We start from the raw sequence: 24,137 nt of genomic DNA on the forward strand, positions 1-24,137 counted from the left end.
TGCGGGCCGGTTGCAGGGTGCGTGCGGGCAGGCTCGGTCGGCGCGCCTGCGGGCAGGTGTGTTCGGGGCACGGCACGACAGGGCGCCGTACACGTGAGCCGTACTGGGAACGAGCGCTTACGCGGGTGAGAACAGATGGTCGCTGATGAGGCGGGCGGCGCCGATGACTCCGGCGTTCGGGCCCAACTCCCCCAGCACGATGGGCAGGTTGCCCGTCGCGAGCGGCAGCGACTGACGGTAGACCTGGGTGCGGATCGCGGCGAGCAGGGTGTGGCCGAGGCCGGTCACCCCGCCGCCGATCACCACCAGGCCCGGGTTGAAGAAGGAGACCAGGCCGGCGATGACCCGGCCGGTACGGTTGCCGCCCTCGCGGATCAGATCGAGGGCGGTGGCGTCACCGGCGGCGGCCGCGGCGGCGACGTCCACCGCGGTGAGGGTGCCGTGCGCCGCAAGGCGCGAGGCGAGTTCCTCCGACAGCCCCTGCCCGGCCGCCTCCACGGCGTCCCGGGCGAGGGCCGCCCCGCTGAAGTGGGCTTCCAGACAGCCTCGGTTGCCGCAGGCGCACGGGCGCCCGTCGGGCACGGCCTGGATGTGCCCGATGTCGCCCGCGCTGCCCGTCACCCCGCGGTGGACCTCACCGCCGACGACGATGCCGCAGCCGATGCCGGTGCCGATCTTGACGCAGAGGAAGTCGCCCACGGAACGCGCGACGCCCGCGTGCATCTCCCCCATCGCCATGAGGTTCACGTCGTTGTCGACCATGACCGGGCAGCCGAGTTCCTGGCTGAGCGCCTCCCGTACGGGGAAGCCGTCCCAGCCCGGCATGATGGGCGGGGCCACCGGGACGCCCTCGGGGAAGCGGACCGGTCCCGGGACGCCGATGCCGGCGCCGTCGAAACCCTCCGCGAGCCCCGAGGCCCTCAACTTCGCGGCCATGGACAGGACTTGCTCGAAGACCGCGACCGGGCCCTCGCGGACGTCCATCGGCTGGTTGAGGTGGCCGAGGACCTCCAGCTCGGCGTTGGTGACGGCGACGTCGACCGAGGTCGCGCCGATGTCGACGCCGAGGAAGCGCAGTTCCGGATTGAGCCGGACGTTGTGGGAGCGGCGGCCGCCGCGCGAGGCGGCGAGTCCGTCGGCCACGACCAGGCCCGTCTCCAGCAGTCGGTCCACCTCAACGGCCAGTTTGGACCGGGAGAGATCGACCTGATCGCCAAGCTGCGCACGGGAGTTGGGTCCTGCGTCGCGCAACAGCTTGAGCAGTTTGGCCTGATGTGCGTTGGCGGGTCGTGCCGTCATGCGTCTCACGAGCCCCTCCCCGCCTCAGTCGGCCACCAGTGTTCCGGCTTTCGAGGGGAACGTAGCAAGGAACGCCGAGCCTGAGAAGAAGCCGTGCGCGAATTCGCTACAACTTTCTCCACTCACAGGACAAAGAAGGGAGCGGAGTCCAGACCCGGCCGTCCTTTGGTGTCAGGCCGGCTCGACCCTCCCGCCCGGGTCAGGATTCCTCCCGCTCGTGGTACGACCGCCGGGTGTGTTCCGTGTGGTCGCGCATCAGCCGCGTGGCCCGCTGCTCGTCCCGGTCCGCGATCGCGGCGATCAGCTCGCGGTGCTCGATCCAGGACTGCCGGCCGCGCTGGCGCGCGATCGGCGTGTAGTACCAGCGCACCCGGCGGTCCACCTGGGCCGCCAGTTCGGCGAGGACCGCGTTGCCGGCGAGATCCATGATCTTGGCGTGGAAGCGGGCGTTCATCGCCACCGCGCCGTCCACGTCGTCGGCGGCGACCGCCTTCTCCCCCTCGGTGCACAGCTCCTGAAGGACCGCGATGCCGGCGCTGCCCGCGTTGGCGGCGGCCAGCCGGGCGGCCTCGGCCTCCAGCAGCGTACGGACGGTCAGGAGCTGGTCGGCCTCCTCCTCCGTCGGCTCGTGCACGAACGCGCCCTGGGCGGGCCGCAGATCGACCCAGCCGTCGGTGTTCAGCCGCTGCAGCGCCTCCCGCACCGGCTGCCGGGACACACCGAGGTGACCGGCGAGTTCGCTCTCGACCAGGTGCTGGCCGGGCTGCAGGGCGCGCGTGGTGATGAGTTCGAGCAGTGCCTCGTAGACGCGGTCGCGCAGCGGTCCGGGCCGTTCGAGCTTGGGCACCGCGCCCTGCGGCAGTCCTGTCGACAACATCGGTCGGTCCCCCTCCTGGGCAGCGCGGGGCAACTGCAGCCGGAAAGCCAGTATCGATTGTCTTTCGTCTACAGTCTACGGCGCACAACCGCCAGGGGGACGGCGAGTTGGTCTCGTCACACGGCTGCCCGGCACACCCCCGCTCACGGGCAGCGGACGACCTGTCCGGCGTACGAGAGGTTGCCGCCGAAGCCGAAGAGCAGGACCGGGTCGCCGGTGGAGAGGGCGCCCTGTTCGACCAGCTTGGAGAGGGCGAGGGGGATGCTCGCCGCGGACGTGTTCCCGGACTCGGTGACATCCCGCGCGACGACGGCGTTGACGGCGCCGATCTTCTCTGCGAGGGGCTCGATGATGCGCAGGTTGGCCTGGTGCAGGACGACCCCGGCGAGTTCCTCGGGCGCGAGCCCGGCGCGTTCGCAGGCCTTGCGGGCGATGGACGGCAGCTGGGTGGTGGCCCAGCGGTAGACGCTCTGCCCCTCCTGCGCGAACCGGGCCGGCGTCCCCTCGATCCGCACCGCGTGCCCCATCTCGGGCACGGAGCCCCACAGCACCGGCCCGATCAGCGGACGGTCGGCGGCCTCGACCACGGCGGCCCCCGCCCCGTCGCCGACGAGCACACAGGTGGTGCGGTCGCTCCAGTCGGTCACGTCCGACATCTTGTCGGCGCCGACGACCAGGGCGCGGGCCGAGGCACCGGCGCGCACCGCGTGGTCGGCGGTGGCCAGGGCGTGGGTGAAGCCGGCGCAGACCACGTTGACGTCCATCGCGGCGGGCGAGGGGATGCCGAGCCGGGCGGCGACCCGGGCGGCCATGTTGGGCGAGCGGTCGACGGCCGTGGAGGTGGCGACCAGCACCAGGTCGATGTCGCCGGGCGCGAGGCCCGCCGCCGCGAGCGCCTTCGCGGCGGCGTGCGCGGCGAGTTCGTCGACCGGCTCCTCCGGCCCGGCGATGTGCCGGGTACGGATCCCCACCCGGGACCTGATCCACTCGTCGCTGGTGTCCACCATGCCCGCCAGGTCCTCGTTGGTGAGCACCTTGGCGGGCTGGTAATGGCCGACGGCGGCGATGCGCGAGCCGTTCATGGGTGGATCCCCCTCGTTGCTGCTTCGGGTTGCGGGATCCACCAGTCTGATCAGTGACTCACGAGTACGGCGGCAGCCGAGGCGACAGGAATCGGGCGCCCGGGTTGTGGGCTTCTGTCAGGCCCTCGGACGCCCGAACACCTGCCGAACGGTCACCCGGTGAACAGCTTCGTCGCCTTCTCCACGAGCTCGTAGACGCCATAGACGAGCGGTGCGCCCACCCACAGCCAGGCGAAGGCGATCAGCGGGCGCCGGTCAGGCGGACTCTGGCTGCTGTCGTGCTCCGACATCGGCGGCCCTCCTCGGTGCGGGGATGTGGTGACGGGGGTCGACCGGCCGGACGAGCTCGTTGGCGACGAAGCCGACGACGAGCAGGCCGATCATGATGACGAAGGACAGGGTGTAGAGGGACGAGCCGGTCTTGCCGGCGTCCTTCTGGTGGTCGGCGATCCAGTTGACGATCAGCGGACCGAGCACACCGGCGGTGGACCAGGCGGTGAGCAGCCGGCCGTGGATCGCGCCGACCTGGTAGGCGCCGAAGAGGTCCTTCAGATAGGCGGGGATGGTCGCGAAGCCGCCACCGTAGAAGGAGAGGATGACCAGCGCGCACAGCACGAACAGCGGCTTGGAGGAGTCGCCGAACAGTGCGATGAGCGCGTACATCACCGCGCCGACGCCCAGGTACACGCGGTAGATGTTCTTGCGGCCGATCAGGTCGGAGGTGGACGACCAGCCGATGCGGCCCGCCATGTTGGCTGCGGACAGCAGCGCGACGAAACCGGCGGCGGCGGACGCCGACACGGCGGCCGAGCTGTTCGCGAAGAAGTCCGTGATCATCGGCGCGGCCTTCTCCAGGATGCCGATGCCCGCCGTCACGTTCATGCACAGCACGAGCCACAGGCACCAGAATTGCGGGGTGCGCACCGCGCTCGCCGCCGAGACCTGCACGCCCTCGAGGGCGCTGGGTGCGTCCTGGACCGGCTTCTCGGTGCGCGGCACCCGCACCAGCAGCACACCGAGCGACATGAAGACGGCGTACGACAGCCCGAGGACCAGGAACGCCAGCGCGATCCCGGAGTTGTCGGTGCCGAAGGAGGACAGCATCTGCGCCGACCAGGGGGAGGCGATCAGCGCGCCGCCGCCGAAGCCCATGATGGCGATGCCGGTGGCCATGCCGGGCCGGTCCGGGAACCACTTGATCAGTGTCGACACGGGCGAGATGTAGCCGATGCCGAGGCCGACGCCGCCGACCACGCCGTAGCCGAGGACGATCAGCCAGAACTGCTTGGTCTCCGCGCCGAGCGCGGACAGCAGCAGGCCGGAGGAGAAGCAGACCAGCGCCACGGTCATCGCCCAGCGTGGCCCTTTGCGCTCGACGAGCGTGCCGCCGAACGCGGCCGACAGACCGAGCATCACGATGGCGAACTGGAACGGCAGCGCGCTCTCCGTGCCGTCGAGGTTCAGCGCGGATTCGAGCGGCGGCTTGAAGACGCTCCAGGCGTAGGCCTGGCCGATGGAGAGATGGACGGAGAGGGCGGCCGGGGGGACGAGCCAGCGGCTCCAGCCGGGCGGCGCTACAGGGGGGCTCATGATCCCGAACCCTAGGAATCCGTACGGGAGTTGGGAAGGTACGGGAGGGCAAAGCGTCGACCGTATGCGATGAGCGGTATGCACGGCGCGACGAACGGTCGGCGGCGGACGACGAACGGTCACGGGCCGTCCCGGCGCCCGGTGTCCCAGGTGCTGCGCGAAGCCTTGTCCCCCCAACTTCCATACTGTAGACAATATTCGGTCGACAAGATTCGGCAATGCTGCCCTCTCCTCGGTATCCCTCGACCGAACGGAGCTGTCTCGTCATGAAAGTCGCAGTCCTCGGCGCCGGTGCGATCGGCGCCTACGTCGGTGCCGCGCTCCACCGCGCCGGCGCCGACGTGCATCTGGTGGCCCGTGGACCGAACCTGGCGGCCATGCGGCGGCACGGAGTACGGGTGCTCAGTCCGCGCGGCGACTTCACCGCGCACGCCCACGCCACCGACGACCCGGCCGAGATCGGCCCGGTCGACCATGTCTTCCTCGGTCTGAAGGCCACCTCGTACGCGGCGTGCGGGCCGCTCATCGAGCCCCTTCTGCACGACACCACCACGGTGGTCGCCGCCCAGAACGGCATCCCCTGGTGGTACTTCCACCGGCACGGCGGCCCCTACGACGGCCACCGCGTCGAGAGCGTGGACCCCGGCGGCGCGGTCAGTGCGGTGCTCGCGCCCGAACGGGCCGTCGGCTGTGTCGTCTACGCGGCGACGGAGTTGGCGGGGCCGGGAGTCGTACGGCACCTCGAAGGCACCCGGTTCTCCGTCGGCGAGCCCGAGCGCAGCGTCTCCAAGCGCTGCCTCGACTTCAGCGAGGCCATGGTCGCCGGCGGTCTCAAGTGCCCGGTGGAGCCGGACCTGCGCAACGACATCTGGCTCAAGCTGCTGGGCAACATCTCGTTCAACCCGATCAGCGCGCTGGCCCGCGCCACCATGCGGCAGATGTGCCGGCACGGCGGCACCCGCAAGGTCATCGAGACCATGATGGCCGAGACGCTCGCGGTCGCCGAGGCCCTCGGCTGCGAGGTCGGCGTCTCCATCGAACGCCGGCTGGCCGGCGCCGAACGCGTCGGCGACCACCGCACCTCCACCCTCCAGGATCTGGAGCGCGGCAAGCCGCTCGAACTCGACGCGCTGCTCGCCGCAGTCGTCGAGCTGGCGGAGATCACCGGTGTGGAGGTGCCCACCCTGCGCACCGTGCACGCCATCTCGGACCTGCTCGCGCTGAGGAGCGCCGCATGAGGAAGCGTCAGCCGAAGACCTACACCCGCCTCACCCACCCCCTGGTGCGGGACTCCCGTGACGAGCCGTTCCGGCGGGCGAGCTGGGAGGAGGCCCTGGACCGGGCGGCCAACGGCCTGGACCGCAACCGCGGCGCGTTCGGCATGTTCTCCTGCGCCCGCGCCACCAACGAGATGAACTACGTGGCGCAGAAGTTCGCCCGGGTCGTCATGGGCACCAACAACGTCGACTCCTGCAACCGGACCTGCCACGCCCCGAGCGTCGCCGGGCTCTCCGCCGCGTTCGGCTCCGGCGGCGGGACGTCCTCGTACGAGGAGATCGAGCACACGGACGTCATCGTGATGTGGGGCTCCAACGCCCGCTTCGCCCACCCGATCTTCTTCCAGCACGTGCTGAAGGGCATCAGGAACGGCGCGCGGATGTACGCGGTCGATCCGCGGCGCACCTCCACCGCCGAGTGGGCGGAGAGCTGGCTCGGACTGAACGTCGGCACCGACATCCCGATGGCGCACGCGATCGGCCGGGAGATCATCCACGCGGGCCTGGCCAACGAGGCGTTCATCGAGCGGGCGACCACCGGTTTCGAGGAGTACCGGGCGCTCGTCGAGCCGTGGACACTGTCGCTCGCCGAGAAGGTGACGGGCGTACCGGCGCGCGCGATACGGAAGTTGGCGCATGCCTACGCCCGCGCCGAGCGCGCCCAGTTGTGCTGGACCCTCGGCATCACCGAGCACCACAACGGCACCGACAACGTCCGCGCGCTCATCAACCTCTCCCTGCTGACCGGTCAAGTGGGCCGCTACGGCGCCGGGTTGCAGCCGCTGCGCGGTCAGAACAACGTGCAGGGCGGCGGCGACATGGGCGCGATCCCCAACCGGCTGCCCGGCTTTCAGGACATCCTCGACGCGGACACCCGGCTGAAGTTCGAGTCGGCGTGGGACACGGTCATCGAACCCCACTACGGGCTGAACCTCACCGAGATGTTCGAGGCGATGGAGGAGGGCTCCCTCCGGGCCGTCTACTGCGTCGGGGAGAACCCGGCGCAGTCGGAGGCCGACAGCGAGCAGGCCGTACGGCGCCTGCGGCAGCTCGACTTCCTCCTCGTCCAGGACATCTTCCTGACGAGGACGGCCGAGCTCGCGGACGTCGTCCTGCCCGCCACGGCCGGCTGGGCGGAGACCGAGGGCACGACCACCAACAGCGAGCGGCGGGTCCAGCGGGTCCGGCGAGCGGTCACTCCGCCCGGCGTCGCCCGCGAGGACGTCGACATCATCTGCGAGCTGGCCGCACGTCTGGGCCACGACTGGAAGTACGCCGACTCGGAGGCCGTCTGGAACGAGCTGCGCTCCGTCTCGCCGGACCACTACGGGATGACGTACGGGCGTCTGGAGGAGCACCAGGGCATCCAGTGGCCGTGCCCGAGCACCGAGGAGCTCGAACCGACCTTTCTGCACGGCCGGTTGTGGGAGAAGGACCCGGTCAGGCGCGGGATGCCGGCGCCCTTCGGGATCGTGCGGCACGATCCGCCGGTCGACCTCACCGACGAGGAGTACCCGATCCGGCTCACCACCGGACGCCGTCTCGACTCCTACAACACCGGTGTCCAGAGCGGGAGTTACGCCTCCCCGTTGCGGCGCGGCGAGTACGTCGAGCTGTCCCCGGAGGACGCCGAGCACTACGGGGTCGTGGTCGGCGAGGAGGTACAGGTGTCCTCGCGGCGCGGGTCGGTCGTGGCGCCGGTGTGGATCGACCCGGCACTGCGTCCCGGGCTCGCGTTCATGACCATGCACTTTCCCGACGAGGTGGACACCAACCAGCTGACGATCGCGGCCAACTGCCCGATCGCCGGGACGGCGGAGTTCAAGGCCTCGGCGATCCGGATCGAGAAGCTCCCCGTCGCGACCATCGTGAGGTGACCTGATGGATCTGCACTTCGGCGACAGCAAGCCGACGGACGACGAACGGGCCGCCGTCGACACCCTGTTGGGGCCTCCGGAGTCCTCCTGGGAGGGCGCCGACCGGTCCGACGCCGACCTGCGGTGGGCCCGCGGCGGCCGCGCGGCCCGGGACCGACGCGACCTGCTGCTGCCGGGGCTGCACGTCCTCAACGACCGCATCGGCTGGATCAGCGAGGGCGGGTTGGACTACCTGTGCCGGCGGCTGACCGTGCCGCCGGCACAGGCGTACGGGGTCGCCACGTTCTACGCGATGTTCTCGCTCAGGCCCCGCCCCGCGACCGTTCTCCACCTCTGCACGGACCTCGCGTGCACGGCGGCGGGCGCGGCCGGCCTCAGCGCCGGGGTCGAGGCACGACTCGGTCCCGGCGTCTCGGTGCAGCGCGGCCCCTGCCTCGGCCTGTGCGAACGTGCCCCGGCCGCACTCGCCGTCAGGGCGGGCGATCCGGTGCGTACGGCGGTGTCGGCGCCGGCGACCGTGCGGGAGGCCGTCCTCGCCGCGACCGCCCCCGACTCGGCGCCCGAGGAGCCGCCGGCGGCGACGGCGGTGCCGCAGGCCGGGGACCCGGGACTCGTCCTGCTCGGCAGGGTGGGGACGGTCGACCCGTCCTCCCTCGACGACTACCGCGCCCACGGCGGCTACACCGCCCTGCGCCGCGCCTTCGAGCTCGGTCCCGCCGGGGTGATCCGCGAGGTGACCGACTCCGGCCTGGTCGGGCGTGGCGGCGCCGCCTTCCCCACCGGCCGCAAGTGGCAGGCCACGGCGTCGCAGCCCGACCACCCCCACTACCTGGTCTGCAACGCCGACGAATCCGAGCCGGGCACCTTCAAGGACCGGGTGCTCCTGGAGGGCGACCCGTACGCGCTGGTGGAGGCCATGACGATCGCCGCGTACGCGACCGGCGCGCACCAGGGGTACGTCTATCTGCGCGGCGAGTACCCACGCGCCCTGCGCCGTCTGGAGCACGCGATCGCGCAGGCACGCGCGCGTGGCTTCCTCGGCGACGACGTCCTCGGCCAGGGCCATGCCTTCGACATCGAGATCCGGCGCGGTGCGGGCGCCTACATCTGCGGCGAGGAGACGGCCCTGTTCAACTCCATCGAGGGGTACCGGGGCGAACCGCGCTCCAAGCCTCCCTTCCCGGTTCACAAGGGCCTGTTCGGCAGGCCGACCGTGGAGAACAACGTCGAGACGCTGGTGAACGTCCTGCCGATCCTGACCATGGGTGCCCCGGCCTATGCGGCGATCGGCACCGGGAAGTCCACCGGGCCGAAGCTGTTCTGCGTCTCCGGCAGCGTGGACCGGCCCGGCGTCTACGAGCTGCCGTTCGGCGCGACGCTGGGCGAGGTGCTTCGGCTGGCCGGGGTGCGCCCCGGCCTCAGGGCCGTCCTCCTCGGCGGGGCCGCCGGCGGTTTCGTACGGCCCGACGAACTGGACATCCCGCTCACCTTCGAAGGCACCCGGGAAGCGGGCACCACGCTCGGCTCGGGCGTCGTCATGGCCTTCGACGACACCGTTCCGCTGCCCCGGCTGCTGCTGCGGATCGCCGAGTTCTTCCGGGACGAGTCCTGCGGGCAGTGTGTGCCGTGCCGGGTCGGGACGGTACGGCAGGAGGAGGCGCTGCACCGGATCGCGGGGCGCACGGGGGCGGCCGCGGCCGACGACATCGCACTGCTCAGGGAGGTGGGGCGCGCCCTGCGGGACGCCTCGATCTGCGGTCTGGGACAGACCGCGTGGAACGCCGTGGAATCCGCCATCGACCGTCTGGGGGCCTACGAATGACCGTGACACCGCTCGGGATTCCGCGCCGGCTGCTGGAGTTCACCCTGGACGGCCAGGAGGTCCGGGTCCCGGAGGGCTCGACCGTCCTCGACGCGTGCCGGGCGGCCGGGAAGGACGTACCGACCCTGTGCCAGGGCGACACCCTGCGCCCCAAGAACGCCTGCCGGGTCTGCGTGGTCGAGGTCGAGGGCTCCCGGACCCTGGTACCGGCCTGCTCACGCGGGGCCGAGCCCGGAATGGTCGTCCGCACGGACACCGAGCGCGCCCGACACAGCCGCAAGATCGTCCTCGAGCTGCTGGCCTCCTCGGTCGACCTGTCGACGACTCCGCGGGTCGCCGGATGGATCAAGGAGTACGGGGCGAAGCCGGACCGGTTCGGCCCGGAGGCGGCCCGGCTAGGCGAGGAACCGCGGGTCGACAACGATCTGTACGTGCGCGACTACGGCAAGTGCATCCTGTGCTACAAGTGCGTCGACGCCTGCGGCGACCAGTGGCAGAACACCTTCGCGATCTCCGTCTCCGGCCGCGGCTTCGACGCCCGGATCGCCGTCGAGCAGGACGCCCCGCTGACCGACTCGGCCTGTGTGTACTGCGGGAACTGCATCGAGGTGTGCCCGACCGGAGCGCTGTCGTTCAAGTCGGAGTTCGACATGCGTGCGGCGGGTACGTGGGACGAGACCAAGCAGACGGAGACGACCACGGTGTGCGCGTACTGCGGAGTGGGCTGCAACCTCACGCTCCACGTGCAGGACAATGAGATCGTGAAGGTCACCTCGCCGCACGACAACCCGGTGACCCACGGCAACCTCTGCATCAAGGGCCGCTTCGGCTACCAGCACGTACAGAACCGGGACTGAGGCACACATGGGACGAGTCACGGAACGACGCAAGGTGATCCGCATCCGGGACGGGGCCGTCTCCTCGCGCCCGGACACCCTGGTCGCGGAGGAGCCGCTGGAGATCCGGCTGAACGGCAAACCGCTCGCGATCACCATGCGCACCCCGGGCGACGACTTCGCGCTGGCGGCGGGCTTCCTGGTCAGCGAGGGCGTGCTCGCCGAGCAGGGGGACCTGCAGAACATCGTGTACTGCGCGGGCGCCACGGTCGACGGCTCGAACACGTACAACGTGGTCGACGTGCGCACGGCGCCGGGCGTGGCGATCCCCGACATCACCCTCGAACGGAACGTCTACACGACCTCGTCCTGCGGCCTGTGCGGCAAGGCGAGCCTCGACGCGGTGCGCACGACGGCCCGCTGGCCGATAGCCGACACTCCCCCGGTCCGCCTCGATCCCGAACTGCTCGCGGGCCTCCCCGACCGGCTCCGCGCGGCCCAGCGGGTCTTCGACCGGACCGGGGGTCTGCACGCGGCGGCCCTGTTCACCGAGGACGGCGAGCTGCTGGACGTCCGGGAGGACGTGGGCCGGCACAACGCGGTCGACAAGCTGGTCGGCCGCGCCCTGCAGAGCGGGAACCTGCCCCTGTCCCGCACGGTCCTCCTCGTCTCCGGGCGGGCCTCCTTCGAGCTGGCGCAGAAGGCGGTCATGGCGGGGATCCCGGTGCTGGCCGCGGTCTCCGCGCCGTCCTCGCTGGCCGTGGACCTGGCCGCCGAGACCGGCCTGACCCTGGTGGGCTTCCTGCGGGGCAGCTCCATGAACGTGTACGCGGGCGAACACCGGCTCACCTTGCGGACCGCGGCCGCCCAGGCCTGACCGGCTCCCCGCGACACGGCGGCGGGGCCCCGACCGGCGGGGAGCGCCCCCTGCGCCGCACAGGGGTCCCGCCGGCACTCTGGCTCTCTTCGCGGCCGACGCGTCCGTTCCAGTGGGCGTGGGTGGGCCGTTGCCGTCCGCGAAATCGGCCGTTCTGCAGGTCAGGACCGCCCGCCCGGCAGTGCGCACCGGAGATGGGTCAGCCGGCGACGAACCGCACCTCCGCCGCCCGTACCACCGTCCCCAGTCTCGGGAAGTCCAGGCGGGTCGACGCGTCGTGTTCGGCCGCCGTGAAGGCCGACATGGCGTCCTCGACGAAGACCAGGTCGTAGCCGAGGTCGCCGGCCGCGCGGGCGGTGGACTCGACGCCGAGGTTGGTGGCGATCCCGCCGAAGACCAGGGTCGTGACGCCCCGCTCGCGCAGTACGGCGTCCAGGTCCGTGCCCTGAAAGGCGCCGATGGTGCGCTTGACGATCTCGACGTCGCCGTCCTGGGCCAGGCCCGCCACCAGACCGCTGCCGGGCGGCTGTTCGGCGACGCCGGGGCGTTCGACACGTACGAGCACGACGGTCGCGCCCGCCGAGCGGAAGGCGGCCGCCAACTCCTCGGCGGTGGACAGGACTTCGGGGCCCTTGCGGGGCTCCAGGGGCAGCGCGACGATCCGGTCCATCAGATCGACCAGGACGAGGGCGCTGCGCGCGGGATCGAGGGCGAGGGGTGCGGTCATGACGGAACGTTATCCGCCGTCAGCCCTCCGTAGTACCGGAAATCCGGATCAACATCTTCATGAACCGGTCACGTTCGGCCGCCGAGAGCGGGGCGAGCAGTTCGTCGTTGGCCGCGCGCGCCGCCTTCTCGCAGCGGGCCAGCGACCGTGCGCCCTCCCCGGTGAGGGACACCGCGTTCTTGCGGCGGTCCGCGGGATCCGGTTCGCGGACGACCAGTCCGGCGGCCTGGAGGTCGTTGAGGACGCCGACCAGGTCCTTCGGATCGAGCCGGACGCTCCGTCCGAGGTCGGCCTGGGCGACCGGGGCGAGGTCGCGGACGGCGGAGAGCACCACGTGGTGCCACATCCTCAAGCCCTCCGCCGAGAGCGCCTCGGCCACCAGGGCGCGTCCACGGGCGGCCGCACGGCCGAGCAGCCAGCTGGGCAGGGAGCGGATCGCGGCGAGCGGGGCGTCGGACATGGCGGCAGCCTAGCCAAAACTCGTTGGAGTTCCCAATGAATGCGCGATACCGTTGGGGATCCCAACGATTTCTTGCGATTCCTGGAGGTGTGATGCGGCGCGTCCGCTACGAGTCCGCCGGTGGCCCCCTGTTCGTGGAAGAGGCCCCCGTCCCGGAGCCCGGCCCCGGTGAGCTCCTCGTCCGCTGCGAGGCCGTCGGCGTCACACTCCCCGTCGTCCGCAAGGTCACCGAGGCGGCCGAGCCCGTCCCGCTCGGCGGCGAGATCGCCGGGGAGGTGGTGGCGGCCGGCGAGGGCGTCACCCGCTTCGCCGCCGGAGACCGGGTGACCGGCCTGTGCTTCGGGCACGGCTACGCCGACTTCGCGCTGCTGCACGAGGCCATGGCCTCGCCCGTCCCGGACACCGCGTCGGTCGTCGACGCGGTCGCCCTGGTCCGCAGCGGCCTGGTCGCCCTCGGCGCCCTGGAGGCGGCCCGCCCCGAGCCGGGCGAGGCGGCCCTGGTCACGGCGGCGGCGAGCGGCGTGGGGCACCTGGCCGTCCAACTGGCACGGCGGCGGGGCGCCGCGCGGGTGGTGGGTGCGGTGTCGGACCCGGGGAAGGCCGGTTTCGTACGGTCCCTCGGCGCCGACGAGGTGATCGTCTACGGGGCCGACGGCTGGGGCGAACCCGTCGACTACGTCCTGGACGCGGTGGGCGGCGAGCTGCTGACCCCGGCGATCGCGGCGCTGGCCCCGGGCGGGCGGCTGGTGGCGTACAGCTCGGGCGGCGGGACCGTGCGAGCGTACGACCTGCTCGTGGGCGCCAAGTCCGTGATCGGCTTCCAGATGGCCCGGATCGCCCGCGGGAAGCCGGAGTTGTACGAGCGGTGGCGGCGGGAGCTGTGGCGACTGCACGCGGAGCGCGCGGTGCGGCCCGTCGTGCACGGGGAGTTCGCTCTGGAGGAGGCGGCGAAGGCGCACGCGGTGGTCGAGTCGCGGGGCAATCTGGGCAAGGTGGTGCTGCGGCCCTGACTTCAGTGCCCATGGACCGTGCCGTCGGCAGCCGCTAACGTCCCCTGGGTGCCCGACGACCGACGAGCACGACAGCGGACGGGAACCGGACTCGGCCTGCTGCTGGCCCTGGTTCTCGGGGCCGTGCTGCTCACCGCCCTGCCCGACGACGACGGCCGGAAGGGCGGCGGGTGCGCGCCGCACACGGTCACCTCGTGGTCGAAGGACGACCGGCTCACCGGTGAGTTCGCCCACTACGGCGACGACGCCACCCGTACCGACGACTGGACCGGCGGCGACGGCACCCACTCGCTGCGGCTGCCCGACGGACGGGTGCTGTGGCTGTTCTCGGACACCTACCTGGGCCAGGTGCACGGCCCGCCCAACCCGGTCGGCGAGTCCTCCGCCTGGCGGGACACCGGCGCGCCCCTGGTGCGCAACTCGGCCGTGGTGATGGACGCCGGGGGCCGGCTGCGCGGCACGCTGCCCGCCCCGCTCTTCCCGAACCCCGCCCAGGACCAGTGGCGTTGGCCGGTCGCGGCCCGCGTGGAGCCGCGCTCCCCCGGCTCGCCCGAGAAGGTGGTGCGGGTGCTGCTGTGGGTGCGGACGACCGGGCAACCGCCGTGGATCTACGGCGTGCCGACCGCCACCGAGGTCGCCACACTGTCGCTGCCCGGCCTGCGGGTCGAGTCGGTGGCGAAGGTGCTCGACCAGAGCCTGGTCCCCGATCCCTCCCGCCGGATCCTGTTCGGCACGACCCTCGTCGAGCGGGGCGCGTGGACCTACGTGTTCGGCGGCGACGACGGTCGGGCCGTCTCCCGGCCGTCGTCCTCGGCGTACGTGGCCCGGGTGCCCAAGGGCCGGCTCGGGGAGGCGTCGGCCTGGCGGTACTGGGACGGGGCCGGCTGGGGCACGGTGCCGAAACCGCTGGCGGGTGCCCAGGTGGGCAGCGCGTTCTCGGTCGTGCGCACGGGCGGTACGTACGTCTTGTTCACGATGGCCGCGGGTGCCGCCGGGCTGACCGGCGTGACCTCCTACTGGGCCTGCTCCCCCACCGGTCCCTGGCACGGCCCGGCGAAGGACTTCAGCGCCTCCCTGCCGGCGTCCGGGGTGGCCGCGTACAACCCGCAGGTCCATCCGGCCGTGTCCGCCAGCGCCGGCGACGGACGGCTGGTGCTCAGCTACGACGTCAACTGGCTGGAGACGACGGGGGCTTCGGCGAGCATCAACGCGAACGTGTCCCTGTACCGACCGCGGTTCGTGACGGTCCGGCTGACCCGGACGCGGTGACCTCGCCCTCGCCTTCGTCCTCGGCCTCGGCGGCCTCGGGATCGTGCGAGCGGCGCTTGGCGATCACCGCGCACACCATCAGCTGCATCTGGTGGAAGAGCATCAGCGGCAGCACCGCCAGCGAGGCGTGCGCACCGAACAGCACGCTGGCCATGGGCAGTCCGGAGGCGAGGGACTTCTTGGAGCCGGCGAACTGGATCGCGATGCGGTCCTCCCGGTCGAAGCGCAGCGCCCTGCCGCCGTACCAGGTGAGGATCAGCATCACGGCGAGCAGCACCGCCTCGACGACCAGCAGGCCCCCCAGCCGGACCGGGCTGACCTGGTGCCAGATGCCCTGGACCATGCCCTCGCTGAACGCGGTGTAGACGACGAGCAGGATCGAGCCGCGGTCGACCAGGCCGAGCACCTTCTTGTGCCGGGCGACGAAGCCGCCGATCCAGCGCCGCAGCAACTGCCCGGCGACGAACGGCACCAGCAGCTGCAGCACGATCTGGACGAGCGAGTCGGCCGAGAACCCTCCGGCGCTGCTGCCCAGCAGGGCGGCGGCGAGCAGCGGGGTGACGACGATGCCGACCAGGGAGGAGAAGGAGCCGGCGCAGATCGCGGCGGGCACGTTGCCGCGGGCGATGGAGGTGAAGGCGATCGAGGACTGGATGGTCGAGGGGACCAGGGTGAGGAAGAGCAGGCCCTGGTAGAGGGGGTGGGTCAGGAGGACCGGGACCAGACCGCGGGCGGCGAGACCGAGCAGTGGGAAGATCACGAACGTACAGGCGAGGACCGTGCCGTGCAGTCGCCAGTGCTTGAGCCCGTCCAGCGCCTCACGGGTGGACAGCCGGGCGCCGTAGAGGAAGAACAGGAAGGCGATCGCGGCCGTGGAGGCGCCCGAGGCCACGTCGGCCCCCGTCCCGCGCGCCGGCATCAGGGCGGCGAGGCCCACCGTGCCGAGCAGCAGCAGGATGTACGGGTCGATCGGCAGCCAACTCGGCCGTCGCAGGTGTTTCACGGTGCTCCACTTGCTGTCGCTGTAGGCGGTTGTGGTGGTCTGTCCGGGGCACGGAGTACCCCCGTTCATCGTCCTCCTCCCCCGGCCGATCGGGAATCCGTCATACCGCTCTGACTGTCATCGCCGATCACGATGACCCACTACCGTTGTCGCCATGTACGACCCCTCCCACCTGCGTACCTTTCTGGCGGTCGCGCAGACCCTGAGTTTCACGCAGGCCGCGCGCCGGCTCGGGCTGCGGCAGTCGACGGTGAGCCAGCACGTACGGCGGCTCGAGGACGCGACCCGGCGGCAGCTGTTCTCGCGCGACACGCACTCCGTGGAGCTGACGGAGGACGGCGAGGCGATGCTGGGCTTCGCCCGGCGGATCCTGGAGGTCCACGAGCAGGCGACGGCCTTCTTCACCGGGACCCGGCTGCGTGGCCGGCTCCGCTTCGGCGCCTCGGAGGACTTCGTCCTGACCCGCCTCCCGGAGATCCTGGAGGGCTTCCGACACGACCACCCCGAGGTGGACCTGGAGCTGACCGTCGAGCTCTCCGGCACCCTCCACGATCAGCTGGAGGCGGGCCGACTCGACCTGGTGCTCGCCAAGCGGCGCCCGGAGGACCCGCGCGGCGAGCTGGTCTGGCACGACGAGCTGGTCTGGATCGGCGCGGAACGGCTCCGCCTCGACCCGGACCGCCCGGTGCCGCTGATCGTCTTCCCGCCGCCGGGCATCACCCGGGCGGTCGCCTTCGAGTCCCTGGAGCGTCAGGGCCGGCCCTGGCGCATCGCCTGCACCAGCGGCAGTCTGAGCGCGCTGATCGCGGCGGCCCGCGCGGGCCGCGGCGTCATGGCCCACTCCCGCGGCCTCGTCCCCCCGGGCCTGGTCCGGCTCCCCGACCGCTTCGGCCTCCCGGAACTGGGCCGGGTGGACTTCGTCCTGGTGCACGGCCGCCGCGGCGGCCCGGCCCAGAGCGCGGCGGACGCCCTGGCGGCGACGATCCTGGCGGGCGGTGACCGCCTGCAGCGCCGCAGAGGCGCGTAGGCGCGTAGGCGCTCCGCTGGATGTGCCGTGCTGGGCCGTCGGTCGTCCGCGGCGCCGTGGTGGCTGGTCGCGCAGTTCCCCGCGCCCCCCGGGGGGCGCTACTGAACCGCAGCGGACTTCACCACGCCTGCTCAGGCGCCCCCTGGAAGTGCCTCGCCGGACCGTCGGTCGTCCGCGGCGCCGTGGTGGCTGGTCGCGCAGTTCCCCGCGCCCCCTCGGGGGCGCTACTGAACCGCAGCGGACTTCACCAGGCGCTCCGCGGGAAGTGCCTCGCCGGACCGTCGGTCGTCCGCCGCGCCCTGGTGGCTGGGCGCGCAGTTCCCCGCGCCCCCCCGGGGGGCTACTGAACCGCGGCGTCCGTGCTCAGCGCTGGGGCGGCGGATAGGTCAGCTGCTTGATCCTGCGCAGATAGGGCACGGCGTCCACGTGCTGGATCCCCTCCAGCCGTCCGATCGGCCCGCTCAGGTAGCCGTACAGCGCGGCCGTGTCCTTGAACACGGCGGTGGCCAGCAGGTTCGACGCACCGGAGATCGCGGTGACGTACGCGGTCTCCGGATGCCCAGCGATCGCCTGCCCCACCGCGTGCAGCCTGGCCGGTGTGGCGGTGATCCACAGCGACGCGGAGAGGGGGTGGCCGAGGATCTCCGTGTGGTACTCGACGTCCAGATACACCGCCCCGGACGCGACGAGCGAGGCCAGCCGCCGTTTCACGGCGGACTCCGAGCGGCCGGTCGCCCGCTGGAGCTCGGGATACGGGGCCCGCGCGTCCCGTTCGAGCACGGCGACGAGCGGCTCGTCCTCGGGATCGATCCGCGCGGGCCCCGGGGTGGGCACGAGATCCGGCCGCAGCGCCTCCCGCTCCTCCTCGGTCAGCGCGCCGAACTTCTGCAGCCAGCCGTCCGGCCCGCCGAAGAACCGGTGCAGCAGCTGATGGGCCCGCAGCTCCACCACGCTCGGCGTCCGCGGCAGCTTGCCCAGCAGCAGGTCGTCGCGGTCACCGGGACTGCGCGGCCGGGTCCCGCACAGCACCTCCGTCCCTCCGGCGGCGAGCGCGATCCAGTAGGTGTCCGGTCGTTTGGCGAGCGCGTCCGCGATCTTCAGCGCGGTGTCCGGCACGCAGCGCAGCCGCAGGTTCCACTGGTCGTACCCGAGCCGCTCCGGGTCCCGGACCGCCACCACCCGCAGCCCGCCCTCCGCGCACAGCCGCCGAAAGCGCCGGGCTACGGTCTGGTCGGAGACGCCCAGCACCGCGCCGATCCGGCTGAAGGAGGCCCGCGCGTTGGTCTCCAGGGCCGCGAGGATCCGCAGATCGAGCCGGTCGAACGTGTCGGACTCCATGACCAGCCCGTGGGATTCCGTCGCGGTCATACCCTCTCCTGTCGGATTCCGGCGTCGGGACACCTGAAACCACCGTGATCGGCCGTGCGGGGCCCATCGTACGGAGAGATACGCGTCCGGCGTACGGGAAGCACGGGGAGTTGAGGACATGCGTACATGGGGGCCGCTCACGGCGGTGTGCCTGGGGACGTTCATGTTGTTGCTGGACGTGACCATCGCGGTGGTCGCGTTGCCGGAGATGGCGAGGTCGTTGCACGCGTCGCTGAGCGATCTGCAGTGGGTGATGGACGGCTACGCGCTGGCGCTGGCCGCGCTGCTGCTCGGGATCGGGGCCGCGGCCGACATCCTGGGCCGGCGGCGGGTGCACGTCGTGGGCGTCGTCGTGTTCGCGACGGCGTCCCTGCTCTGCGGCCTCGCGACGGGGCCCGGCATGCTGGTCGCCGCGCGCGGGCTGCAGGGGCTCGGCGCGGCGGCGATGTTCGCGACCACGCTGCCGCTGCTCGGCTCGGTCTACCAGGGCAGGCGGCGCTCGACGGCCCTCGGTGTGTGGGGCGCGGTCAGCGGCGCGGCGGCCGCGGTGGGTCCGGTGGTCGGCGGACTGCTGACGGACGGGCCCGGCTGGCGGTGGATCTTCTATGTGAACCTGCCGGTGAGCGTGGCCGCGGTGTGGCTGACACTGAAGGTCGTGCCGGAGTCGCACGGCTCGCGCGAGCGGCGCGTGGACTGGGCGGGCACGGCGACGTTCGCCGCCTTCGCCGCGGGGCTGACGTACGGGGCGGTACGGGCCGGGCAGCACGGCTGGGGCGAGTCGGGCACCCTGGCCACCTTCGCGGCGGCCCTGCTGGCGCTGGTCTGCTTCGTGGCCGTGGAACGACGGGGCGCCGACCCGCTGCTGGATCCCCGGCTGTTCCTGAAGCCCGGGTTCTCGGGCGTGATGGTGGGCGCGCTCGCCTTCAACGCGGCGGCGTTCAGCCTCATGGCGTACGACTCGATCTGGCTGCAGACGGTGCTCGGGATGAGCCCGGTGCGCGGCGGGCTGGTCTTCCTGTGGCTGTCGCTGTCGTCCTTCGTGGTGGCGGCGCTCGGCGGGCGGCTGCTGCACGGGGTGCCGGCGCGCATCACGATCGGCGGCGGGCTGCTGCTGATCGGCACGGGTCAGTTCTGCATGACGGTGCTGGACGCGGGGTCGACGGCGTCCGCGCTGGTGCCGGGGCTGATCCTGGTGGGTGTCGGCACGGGCCTGGTCTCGCCCGGCATCGCGGGCGCCGCGCTGGCCGCGGTGCCGCACGACCGGGCCGGCATGGCGGGCGGCGCGGTCAACACCTTCCGGCAGCTGGGGTACGCGCTCGGCATCGCCGTGTACGGCACCGTGGTGACCTCGCGGATGCAGGACACGCTGCCGCGCGAGGTGGCGCACGCGCTGGCGGGTGGAGCGGCCGGGGCGCTGGGCGGGTCCTTCCCGGAGCACGCGCTGCGCTCGGCGTTCGCCGCGGGTCTGCACACCGCGGCCGTGGTGGCCGGTCTCACCGCCACGGTGGCCGGAGCACTCGTTCTCGCCCTGGTCCGGCCCCCTCGTCCGGGCGGCACCGGAGTGACGAATTCCGCCCCGGAGACGCTGAGGGAAGAGACGGCGACGCACCGCGGATGACGCCATTGACCTGCGGTCAAAGCCGGTAGGCAGGTCGTACAGATTCGGTGGAGATTAAGAGCCCGAAACTTACTCAACCGTCAGTTTTCTGTCCGACCCTTCCTGATGTGAGCGTATTTTCCGCCCGTTGGCCGGGGCGTACGTGAGGGTTGTTCGGATTCGGCGCCCCTCCCGCCCCGCCGCCGGGTGGGGTAGCTTTCACGGCGCTTGCGAAGTCTCGAACACGGCGCCGAGGGGAGCGGGGAGTGGGTTTGCGCGAGTTCACCAACCCTCCGTTGGCGTTGGCACCCCCGGTGGGGGGTCTGGCCGACGTCGTCTTCGAGCGTGCCCAGCAGGACCCGCTGCACATCGCGCTCGGCCGCAAGGACGAGCAGGGCCGGTGGCGCGACGTGACCTCGGCGGAGTTCAGGGACGAGGTCCTGGCGCTCGCCAAGGGGCTGCTCGCCCGGGGCATCCGGTTCGGCGACCGGGTCGCGATCATGTCGCGCACCCGCTATGAGTGGACGCTGTTCGACTTCGCGCTGTGGACGATCGGCGCCCACGTGGTGCCGATCTACCCCACGTCCTCCGCCGAGCAGTGCTTCTGGATGCTGTACGACTCCGAGTGCTCGGCGGCGATCGTGGAGCACGAGGACCACGCGATGACGATCGCCACCGTCATCGACCGGCTGCCGCGGCTGCACCAGCTGTGGCAGCTGGACACCCACGCCGTGCAGGAGCTGTACGACGCGGGCGGGCACATCGAGGACGACGTGGTGCACCGCCACCGGCAGGCCGTCACCCCCGAGTCGACCGCGACGATCATCTACACCTCCGGCACCACCGGCCGCCCCAAGGGCTGTGTGATCACCCACGGCAGTTTCATGTACGAGGCGGACACCGTCGTCGAGCGGTGGGAGCCGGTGTTCCACTCCAAGAAGGGCGACGAGGCGGCCACGCTGCTCTTCCTGCCGCTCGCGCACGTCTTCGGCCGCATGGTCGAGGTCGCGGCGGTCCGCGGCGGGGTCCGCTTCGGCCACCAGCCGCAGCTCAACGCCGCCGCCCTGCTGCCCGACCTGCAGGCGTTCAGGCCGACCTTCATCCTCGCGGTGCCGTACATCTTCGAGAAGGTGTTCAACTCGGCCCGGCGCAAGGCGGAGAAGGAGGGCAAGGCGGGGCCGTTCGAGAAGGCGGTCGACATCGCGGTGAAGTACGCCGACGCCGTCGAGGCGAAGGCCTGGGGCATCGGACCGGGTCCCTCGGCCGGTCTCAGGATGCAGCACCAGCTCTTCGACAAGCTCGTCTACTCCAAGGTGCGGGCCGCCATGGGCGGCCGCATCCGCAACGCCATGTCCGGCGGTTCGGCGATGGACCGGCGGCTCGGCCTGTTCTTCGCGGGCGCGGGCGTGCCGGTCTACGAGGGCTACGGCCTGACCGAGTCGACGGCCGCCGCGACCGCCAACCCGCCCGACCGCACCCGCTACGGCACGGTCGGCCAGCCCATCCCCGGCATGACCGTGCACATCGCCGACGACGGCGAGATCTGGCTGCACGGCGCGAACATCTTCCAGGGCTACCTCAACAACCAGAAGGCCACCGACGAGACCCTGCACGACGGCTGGCTCGCCACCGGCGACCTGGGGTCCCTGGACGACGACGGCTATCTCACCATCACCGGCCGCAAGAAGGAGATCCTGGTGACCTCCGGCGGCAAGAGCGTCTCCCCCGGGGTGCTGGAGGAGCGGGTGCGTGACCATCCGCTGGTCAGCCAGTGCATCGTCGTCGGCAACGACCGGCCGTACATCGCCGCGCTCGTCACCCTCGACCACGAGGCCGTGGAGCACTGGCTGACGATGCGCGGCAAACCGCAGATGCCGCCGCAGCAGCTGGTGCGCGACCCGGACCTGGAGACCGAGGTGCGCCGGGCGGTGGTGGCCGCCAACACCCTGGTCTCACAGGCCGAGTCGATCCGTACCTTCCGTATCCTGGCCCAGCCCTTCACCGAGGAGCACGGTCTGCTGACCCCCTCGCTGAAGCTGAAGCGCAAGGCCATCGAGAACGCCTACGCCAACGAGGTCGAGGCGCTCTACCAGGCGTGACTAGCTGATGTTCACCCGGAAGATCTTGTCCGACCCGTCGGGCTGGTTGCCGTTGTTGTCGCTGTTGGTGGTCGACAGCCACAACTGGTCGGCGCCGGGAACCTTGGTGACCGTCCGCAGCCGGCCGTAGGTGCCCACGTAGTACGCGGTCGGCGTGCCCACGCTCTCGTTGTCGCCGTTGATCGGGATCCGCCACAGCCGTTCGCCGCGCAGGGACGCCATGTAGACGACGTTGCGCACGATGGCGATACCGCTCGGGGACGCCTCCGAGACGTTCCAGGTGGCCTTGGGGTTGGTCATCCCGGAGACGTTGCAGGTGCCCTCGCAGGTCGGCCAGCCGTAGTTGGCGCCCGGCTTGATCAGGTTCAGCTCGTCCTTGGAGCTGTTGCCGAACTCCGCCTCCCACAACCGGCCGTTGCGGTCGAAGGCGAGGCCCTGCGGGTTGCGGTGGCCGAGGCTGTAGACGTAGTTGCCGAACGGGTTGCCGGGGGCCGCCTTGCCGTCGGTCGTCATGCGCAGGATCTTGCCGTTGAGGGAGTTCTTGTCCTGCGCCAGGTCGGGTGTCTGGGCCTCGCCGGTGGAGACGTAGAGATAGCCGTCGGGGCCGAAGAGGAGCCGTCCGCCGTTGTGGTAGCGGTTCTTCTTGATGCCCTGGAGCAGGATCTTGTAGTCGCTGAGCTTGGTGCCGTCGTACGTCATGCGCACGACCCGGTTGCCCTCGGAGGCAGTGTGCATGAAGTAGACGTAGTGGTTGGTGTCCCACTTGGGGTCGACGGCCACGCCGAGCAGTCCGCCCTCGCCGTTGGTGGTGACGGCGTTCGGGACGGTGCCGACCTGGGTCCTCGTTCCGTCCTTGGTGACCTTCCAGACCTTGAAGTCGTCCCGCTCGGTGACCAGGGCGGTCTTGCCGTCGGGCATCCAGTAGGTGCCCCAGGGGATGGTCCAGCCGCTGGAGAGCGTCGCGATGGAGGACGGGACACCGCCGTCGGTCGCGCACGCCTTCGTGGTGAAGGTGACGGTGTTGCTGGCCTCGGAGACGTTGCCGGCCGCGTCCCGGGCGACGACGTTCAGGCTGTAGGGGCTGTTGCAGGCGAGCCCGGTGAGCGTGGTCGACGTGCCGCTGGTGACCGTGTCGTAGACGGTGGTGTCGCTGCGCACGTCGTAGGCGACGACCGCCTTGTCGTCGCTGGAGGCGCCCCACTTGAGGTCGGCGCTGTTGGCGGTGACGTTGCTCGCGGAGAGCGTGCCCGGCTTGCTCGGCGGGGTGGTGTCGGAGCTGGGCTTGGTGGTGCAGTCGACGACCGGGCTGGCGGACGAGGTGTTGCCGGCCGCGTCGCGGGCGATCACCGTGAGGTTGTAGTCGGTGTTGGGGGTGAGCCCGGTCAGCGCCTTGGAGGTCGAACTCCCCGGCGCCTCACTGATCTTGTTGCCGTGCTCGTAGATGTCGTACGCGCTCACCCCCACGTTGTCCGTGGACGCGCCCCAGGCCAGGGTCAGCGCGTTCTCGCCGATGTCCGAGCAGCTGGGCTGTCCGGGGCGGGTCGGGGCCTGGGTGTCGGCGGCCGCGTCGAGGCTGATCCGGTCGAGGTTGGGGCCGCCGTTGGCGGTGGTGGCGGTGGCCCGGATCGTGTCGCTGCCCGCGGTCAGCGGGACGTTGACGGTCTTGGTGACCCAGGTGTTCCAGTCGGCGGTGGCCGGGAAGGACACCCCGGAGGCGACCACCGTGCCGTTGACGGAGATGTCCATCGGCCGGTCGGTGGAGGTCCCGTTGGCATAGCGCAGGGTGAGGGCGGAGGTGCCGGCGGAGGCCGCGCTCACCGTGAACTCCACGTAGGAGCCCTTGACGTTGGTGTAGTCGACGAAGCCGGTGCCGGTGTACCCGGTGTGGTTGGTGGCCACGGTGCCCTGCGAGATCTGGGCGTCCTCGGCCTGGTAGTCGGTGGCGGCCAGCGCGGTGCCCTGGCCGAGTCCGGCGAGCGGCAGCGCCAGGGCCGCCGCGACGCCGTACGGCAGAACTCTTCTGATGTTCACGGATGTTCC

Annotated in this window: 20 protein-coding genes; 10 read left to right on the forward strand and 10 right to left on the reverse strand. The window is 71.5% G+C overall.

Features of this window, described 5'->3' with window-relative positions:
* Positions 1-117 precede the first annotated feature (117 nt).
* The 5 genes from ABZ453_RS34760 to ABZ453_RS34780 all read right to left on the reverse strand — a co-directional run bounded on the left by ABZ453_RS34760 (position 118) and on the right by ABZ453_RS34780 (position 4,848).
* On the reverse strand, positions 118-1,299 hold the full coding sequence (locus tag ABZ453_RS34760; RefSeq protein WP_359021412.1) for an ROK family transcriptional regulator: 1,182 nt from the start codon (positions 1,297-1,299) through the stop codon (positions 118-120).
* A 199-nt stretch (positions 1,300-1,498) separates the two neighbouring features.
* Positions 1,499-2,176, reverse strand: coding sequence for a GntR family transcriptional regulator (locus ABZ453_RS34765; RefSeq protein WP_359021342.1), 678 nt, complete (start codon positions 2,174-2,176; stop codon positions 1,499-1,501).
* A 143-nt stretch (positions 2,177-2,319) separates the two neighbouring features.
* Complete coding sequence (locus ABZ453_RS34770) at positions 2,320-3,258, reverse strand: beta-ketoacyl-ACP synthase III (protein WP_359021344.1); 939 nt, start codon at positions 3,256-3,258, stop codon at positions 2,320-2,322.
* Positions 3,259-3,410: 152 nt separating this feature from the next.
* Positions 3,411-3,548, reverse strand: coding sequence for a hypothetical protein (locus tag ABZ453_RS34775; protein WP_208781035.1), 138 nt, complete (start codon positions 3,546-3,548; stop codon positions 3,411-3,413).
* Entirely contained in the window at positions 3,514-4,848 is a 1,335-nt protein-coding gene (locus tag ABZ453_RS34780) for an OFA family MFS transporter (protein WP_359021347.1), read from the reverse strand. The genes ABZ453_RS34775 and ABZ453_RS34780 overlap by 35 nt, the downstream gene beginning before the upstream one ends.
* 266 nt (positions 4,849-5,114) lie before the next feature.
* Between ABZ453_RS34780 and ABZ453_RS34785 the strand changes: the two genes are divergently transcribed.
* Genes ABZ453_RS34785 through fdhD form a run of 5 tightly spaced genes read left to right on the forward strand, consistent with a single transcriptional unit; the run spans position 5,115 to position 11,537 of the window.
* Positions 5,115-6,086: a 2-dehydropantoate 2-reductase gene (locus ABZ453_RS34785; RefSeq protein WP_359021349.1), complete on the forward strand. Its 972-nt coding sequence runs from the start codon at positions 5,115-5,117 to the stop codon at positions 6,084-6,086.
* A complete protein-coding gene (locus tag ABZ453_RS34790; RefSeq protein ID WP_359021351.1) occupies positions 6,083-8,002 on the forward strand; it encodes a molybdopterin-dependent oxidoreductase in 1,920 nt (639 codons plus the stop codon). Before ABZ453_RS34785 ends, ABZ453_RS34790 begins: the two co-directional genes overlap by 4 nt.
* Before the next feature lie 4 nt (positions 8,003-8,006).
* Positions 8,007-9,824 carry an NADH-ubiquinone oxidoreductase-F iron-sulfur binding region domain-containing protein gene (locus tag ABZ453_RS34795; protein WP_359021354.1) on the forward strand — a complete coding sequence of 606 codons (1,818 nt, stop codon included), beginning with the start codon at positions 8,007-8,009 and terminating at the stop codon, positions 9,822-9,824.
* Positions 9,821-10,681, forward strand: coding sequence for a 2Fe-2S iron-sulfur cluster-binding protein (locus ABZ453_RS34800; RefSeq protein WP_359021356.1), 861 nt, complete (start codon positions 9,821-9,823; stop codon positions 10,679-10,681). Before ABZ453_RS34795 ends, ABZ453_RS34800 begins: the two co-directional genes overlap by 4 nt.
* Positions 10,682-10,688: 7 nt before the next feature.
* Entirely contained in the window at positions 10,689-11,537 is an 849-nt protein-coding gene (fdhD, locus tag ABZ453_RS34805) for a formate dehydrogenase accessory sulfurtransferase FdhD (RefSeq protein WP_359021358.1), read from the forward strand.
* A gap of 199 nt (positions 11,538-11,736) precedes the next feature.
* On the opposite strand, the gene ABZ453_RS34810 is transcribed toward fdhD, so the two are convergent.
* Both ABZ453_RS34810 and ABZ453_RS34815 read right to left on the reverse strand, forming a co-directional pair.
* Positions 11,737-12,264 (reverse strand): isochorismatase family protein, encoded by a 528-nt coding sequence (locus ABZ453_RS34810; protein ID WP_359021360.1) that lies wholly within the window; start codon positions 12,262-12,264, stop codon positions 11,737-11,739.
* A gap of 19 nt (positions 12,265-12,283) precedes the next feature.
* A complete protein-coding gene (locus ABZ453_RS34815) occupies positions 12,284-12,724 on the reverse strand; it encodes a MarR family transcriptional regulator (RefSeq protein ID WP_359021362.1) in 441 nt (146 codons plus the stop codon).
* A 92-nt stretch (positions 12,725-12,816) separates the two neighbouring features.
* Here ABZ453_RS34815 and ABZ453_RS34820 point away from each other — a divergent pair, with 92 nt between their 5' ends.
* Positions 12,817-13,734 carry a zinc-binding dehydrogenase gene (locus ABZ453_RS34820; protein WP_359021364.1) on the forward strand — a complete coding sequence of 306 codons (918 nt, stop codon included), beginning with the start codon at positions 12,817-12,819 and terminating at the stop codon, positions 13,732-13,734.
* Positions 13,735-13,782: 48 nt separating this feature from the next.
* Positions 13,783-15,003, forward strand: a complete 1,221-nt coding sequence (locus tag ABZ453_RS34825) for a DUF4185 domain-containing protein (protein ID WP_359021366.1) — start codon at positions 13,783-13,785, stop codon at positions 15,001-15,003.
* Here the strand turns inward: ABZ453_RS34825 and ABZ453_RS34830 are convergent.
* Entirely contained in the window at positions 14,939-16,006 is a 1,068-nt protein-coding gene (locus ABZ453_RS34830; protein ID WP_359021414.1) for a bile acid:sodium symporter family protein, read from the reverse strand. The genes ABZ453_RS34825 and ABZ453_RS34830 overlap by 65 nt on opposite strands.
* Before the next feature lie 154 nt (positions 16,007-16,160).
* Here ABZ453_RS34830 and ABZ453_RS34835 point away from each other — a divergent pair, with 154 nt between their 5' ends.
* The gene (locus tag ABZ453_RS34835; protein WP_359021368.1) at positions 16,161-17,033 is read left to right on the forward strand and encodes a LysR substrate-binding domain-containing protein; all 873 of its coding nucleotides are present in this window, start codon (positions 16,161-16,163) and stop codon (positions 17,031-17,033) included.
* A gap of 363 nt (positions 17,034-17,396) precedes the next feature.
* Here the strand turns inward: ABZ453_RS34835 and ABZ453_RS34840 are convergent, their stop codons facing one another.
* Positions 17,397-18,401, reverse strand: a complete 1,005-nt coding sequence (locus ABZ453_RS34840; RefSeq protein WP_359021370.1) for an Lrp/AsnC family transcriptional regulator — start codon at positions 18,399-18,401, stop codon at positions 17,397-17,399.
* 118 nt (positions 18,402-18,519) lie between these two features.
* On the opposite strand from ABZ453_RS34840, the gene ABZ453_RS34845 reads away from it, so the two are divergent.
* Both ABZ453_RS34845 and ABZ453_RS34850 read left to right on the forward strand, forming a co-directional pair.
* Positions 18,520-20,019, forward strand: a complete 1,500-nt coding sequence (locus tag ABZ453_RS34845; protein WP_359021372.1) for an MFS transporter — start codon at positions 18,520-18,522, stop codon at positions 20,017-20,019.
* A gap of 251 nt (positions 20,020-20,270) precedes the next feature.
* On the forward strand, positions 20,271-22,097 hold the full coding sequence (locus ABZ453_RS34850; protein ID WP_359021374.1) for an AMP-dependent synthetase/ligase: 1,827 nt from the start codon (positions 20,271-20,273) through the stop codon (positions 22,095-22,097).
* Here ABZ453_RS34850 and ABZ453_RS34855 read toward each other — a convergent pair whose 3' ends face one another.
* Complete coding sequence (locus ABZ453_RS34855; protein WP_359021376.1) at positions 22,098-24,128, reverse strand: PQQ-dependent sugar dehydrogenase; 2,031 nt, start codon at positions 24,126-24,128, stop codon at positions 22,098-22,100.
* Positions 24,129-24,137 lie beyond the last annotated feature (9 nt).

This window comes from Streptomyces sp. NPDC005799 (assembly GCF_040630525.1).
Lineage (GTDB): Bacteria > Actinomycetota > Actinomycetes > Streptomycetales > Streptomycetaceae > Streptomyces > Streptomyces griseorubiginosus_B.

Excerpts from the sequence above, each read along its gene's own strand:
- ABZ453_RS34840 (WP_359021370.1), bottom strand. The coding sequence starts at position 18,401 with ATGACCGCGACGGAATCCCACGGGCTGGTCATGGAGTCCGACACGTTC.
- ABZ453_RS34835 (WP_359021368.1), top strand. The coding sequence starts at position 16,161 with ATGTACGACCCCTCCCACCTGCGTACCTTTCTGGCGGTCGCGCAGACC.
- ABZ453_RS34760 (WP_359021412.1), bottom strand. The coding sequence starts at position 1,299 with ATGACGGCACGACCCGCCAACGCACATCAGGCCAAACTGCTCAAGCTG.
- ABZ453_RS34775 (WP_208781035.1), bottom strand. The coding sequence starts at position 3,548 with ATGTCGGAGCACGACAGCAGCCAGAGTCCGCCTGACCGGCGCCCGCTG.
- ABZ453_RS34790 (WP_359021351.1), top strand. The coding sequence starts at position 6,083 with ATGAGGAAGCGTCAGCCGAAGACCTACACCCGCCTCACCCACCCCCTG.
- ABZ453_RS34820 (WP_359021364.1), top strand. The coding sequence starts at position 12,817 with ATGCGGCGCGTCCGCTACGAGTCCGCCGGTGGCCCCCTGTTCGTGGAA.
- fdhD (WP_359021358.1), top strand. The coding sequence starts at position 10,689 with ATGGGACGAGTCACGGAACGACGCAAGGTGATCCGCATCCGGGACGGG.
- ABZ453_RS34780 (WP_359021347.1), bottom strand. The coding sequence starts at position 4,848 with ATGAGCCCCCCTGTAGCGCCGCCCGGCTGGAGCCGCTGGCTCGTCCCC.
- ABZ453_RS34785 (WP_359021349.1), top strand. The coding sequence starts at position 5,115 with ATGAAAGTCGCAGTCCTCGGCGCCGGTGCGATCGGCGCCTACGTCGGT.
- ABZ453_RS34815 (WP_359021362.1), bottom strand. The coding sequence starts at position 12,724 with ATGTCCGACGCCCCGCTCGCCGCGATCCGCTCCCTGCCCAGCTGGCTG.
- ABZ453_RS34795 (WP_359021354.1), top strand. The coding sequence starts at position 8,007 with ATGGATCTGCACTTCGGCGACAGCAAGCCGACGGACGACGAACGGGCC.
- ABZ453_RS34770 (WP_359021344.1), bottom strand. The coding sequence starts at position 3,258 with ATGAACGGCTCGCGCATCGCCGCCGTCGGCCATTACCAGCCCGCCAAG.
- ABZ453_RS34800 (WP_359021356.1), top strand. The coding sequence starts at position 9,821 with ATGACCGTGACACCGCTCGGGATTCCGCGCCGGCTGCTGGAGTTCACC.
- ABZ453_RS34810 (WP_359021360.1), bottom strand. The coding sequence starts at position 12,264 with ATGACCGCACCCCTCGCCCTCGATCCCGCGCGCAGCGCCCTCGTCCTG.
- ABZ453_RS34845 (WP_359021372.1), top strand. The coding sequence starts at position 18,520 with ATGCGTACATGGGGGCCGCTCACGGCGGTGTGCCTGGGGACGTTCATG.
- ABZ453_RS34765 (WP_359021342.1), bottom strand. The coding sequence starts at position 2,176 with ATGTTGTCGACAGGACTGCCGCAGGGCGCGGTGCCCAAGCTCGAACGG.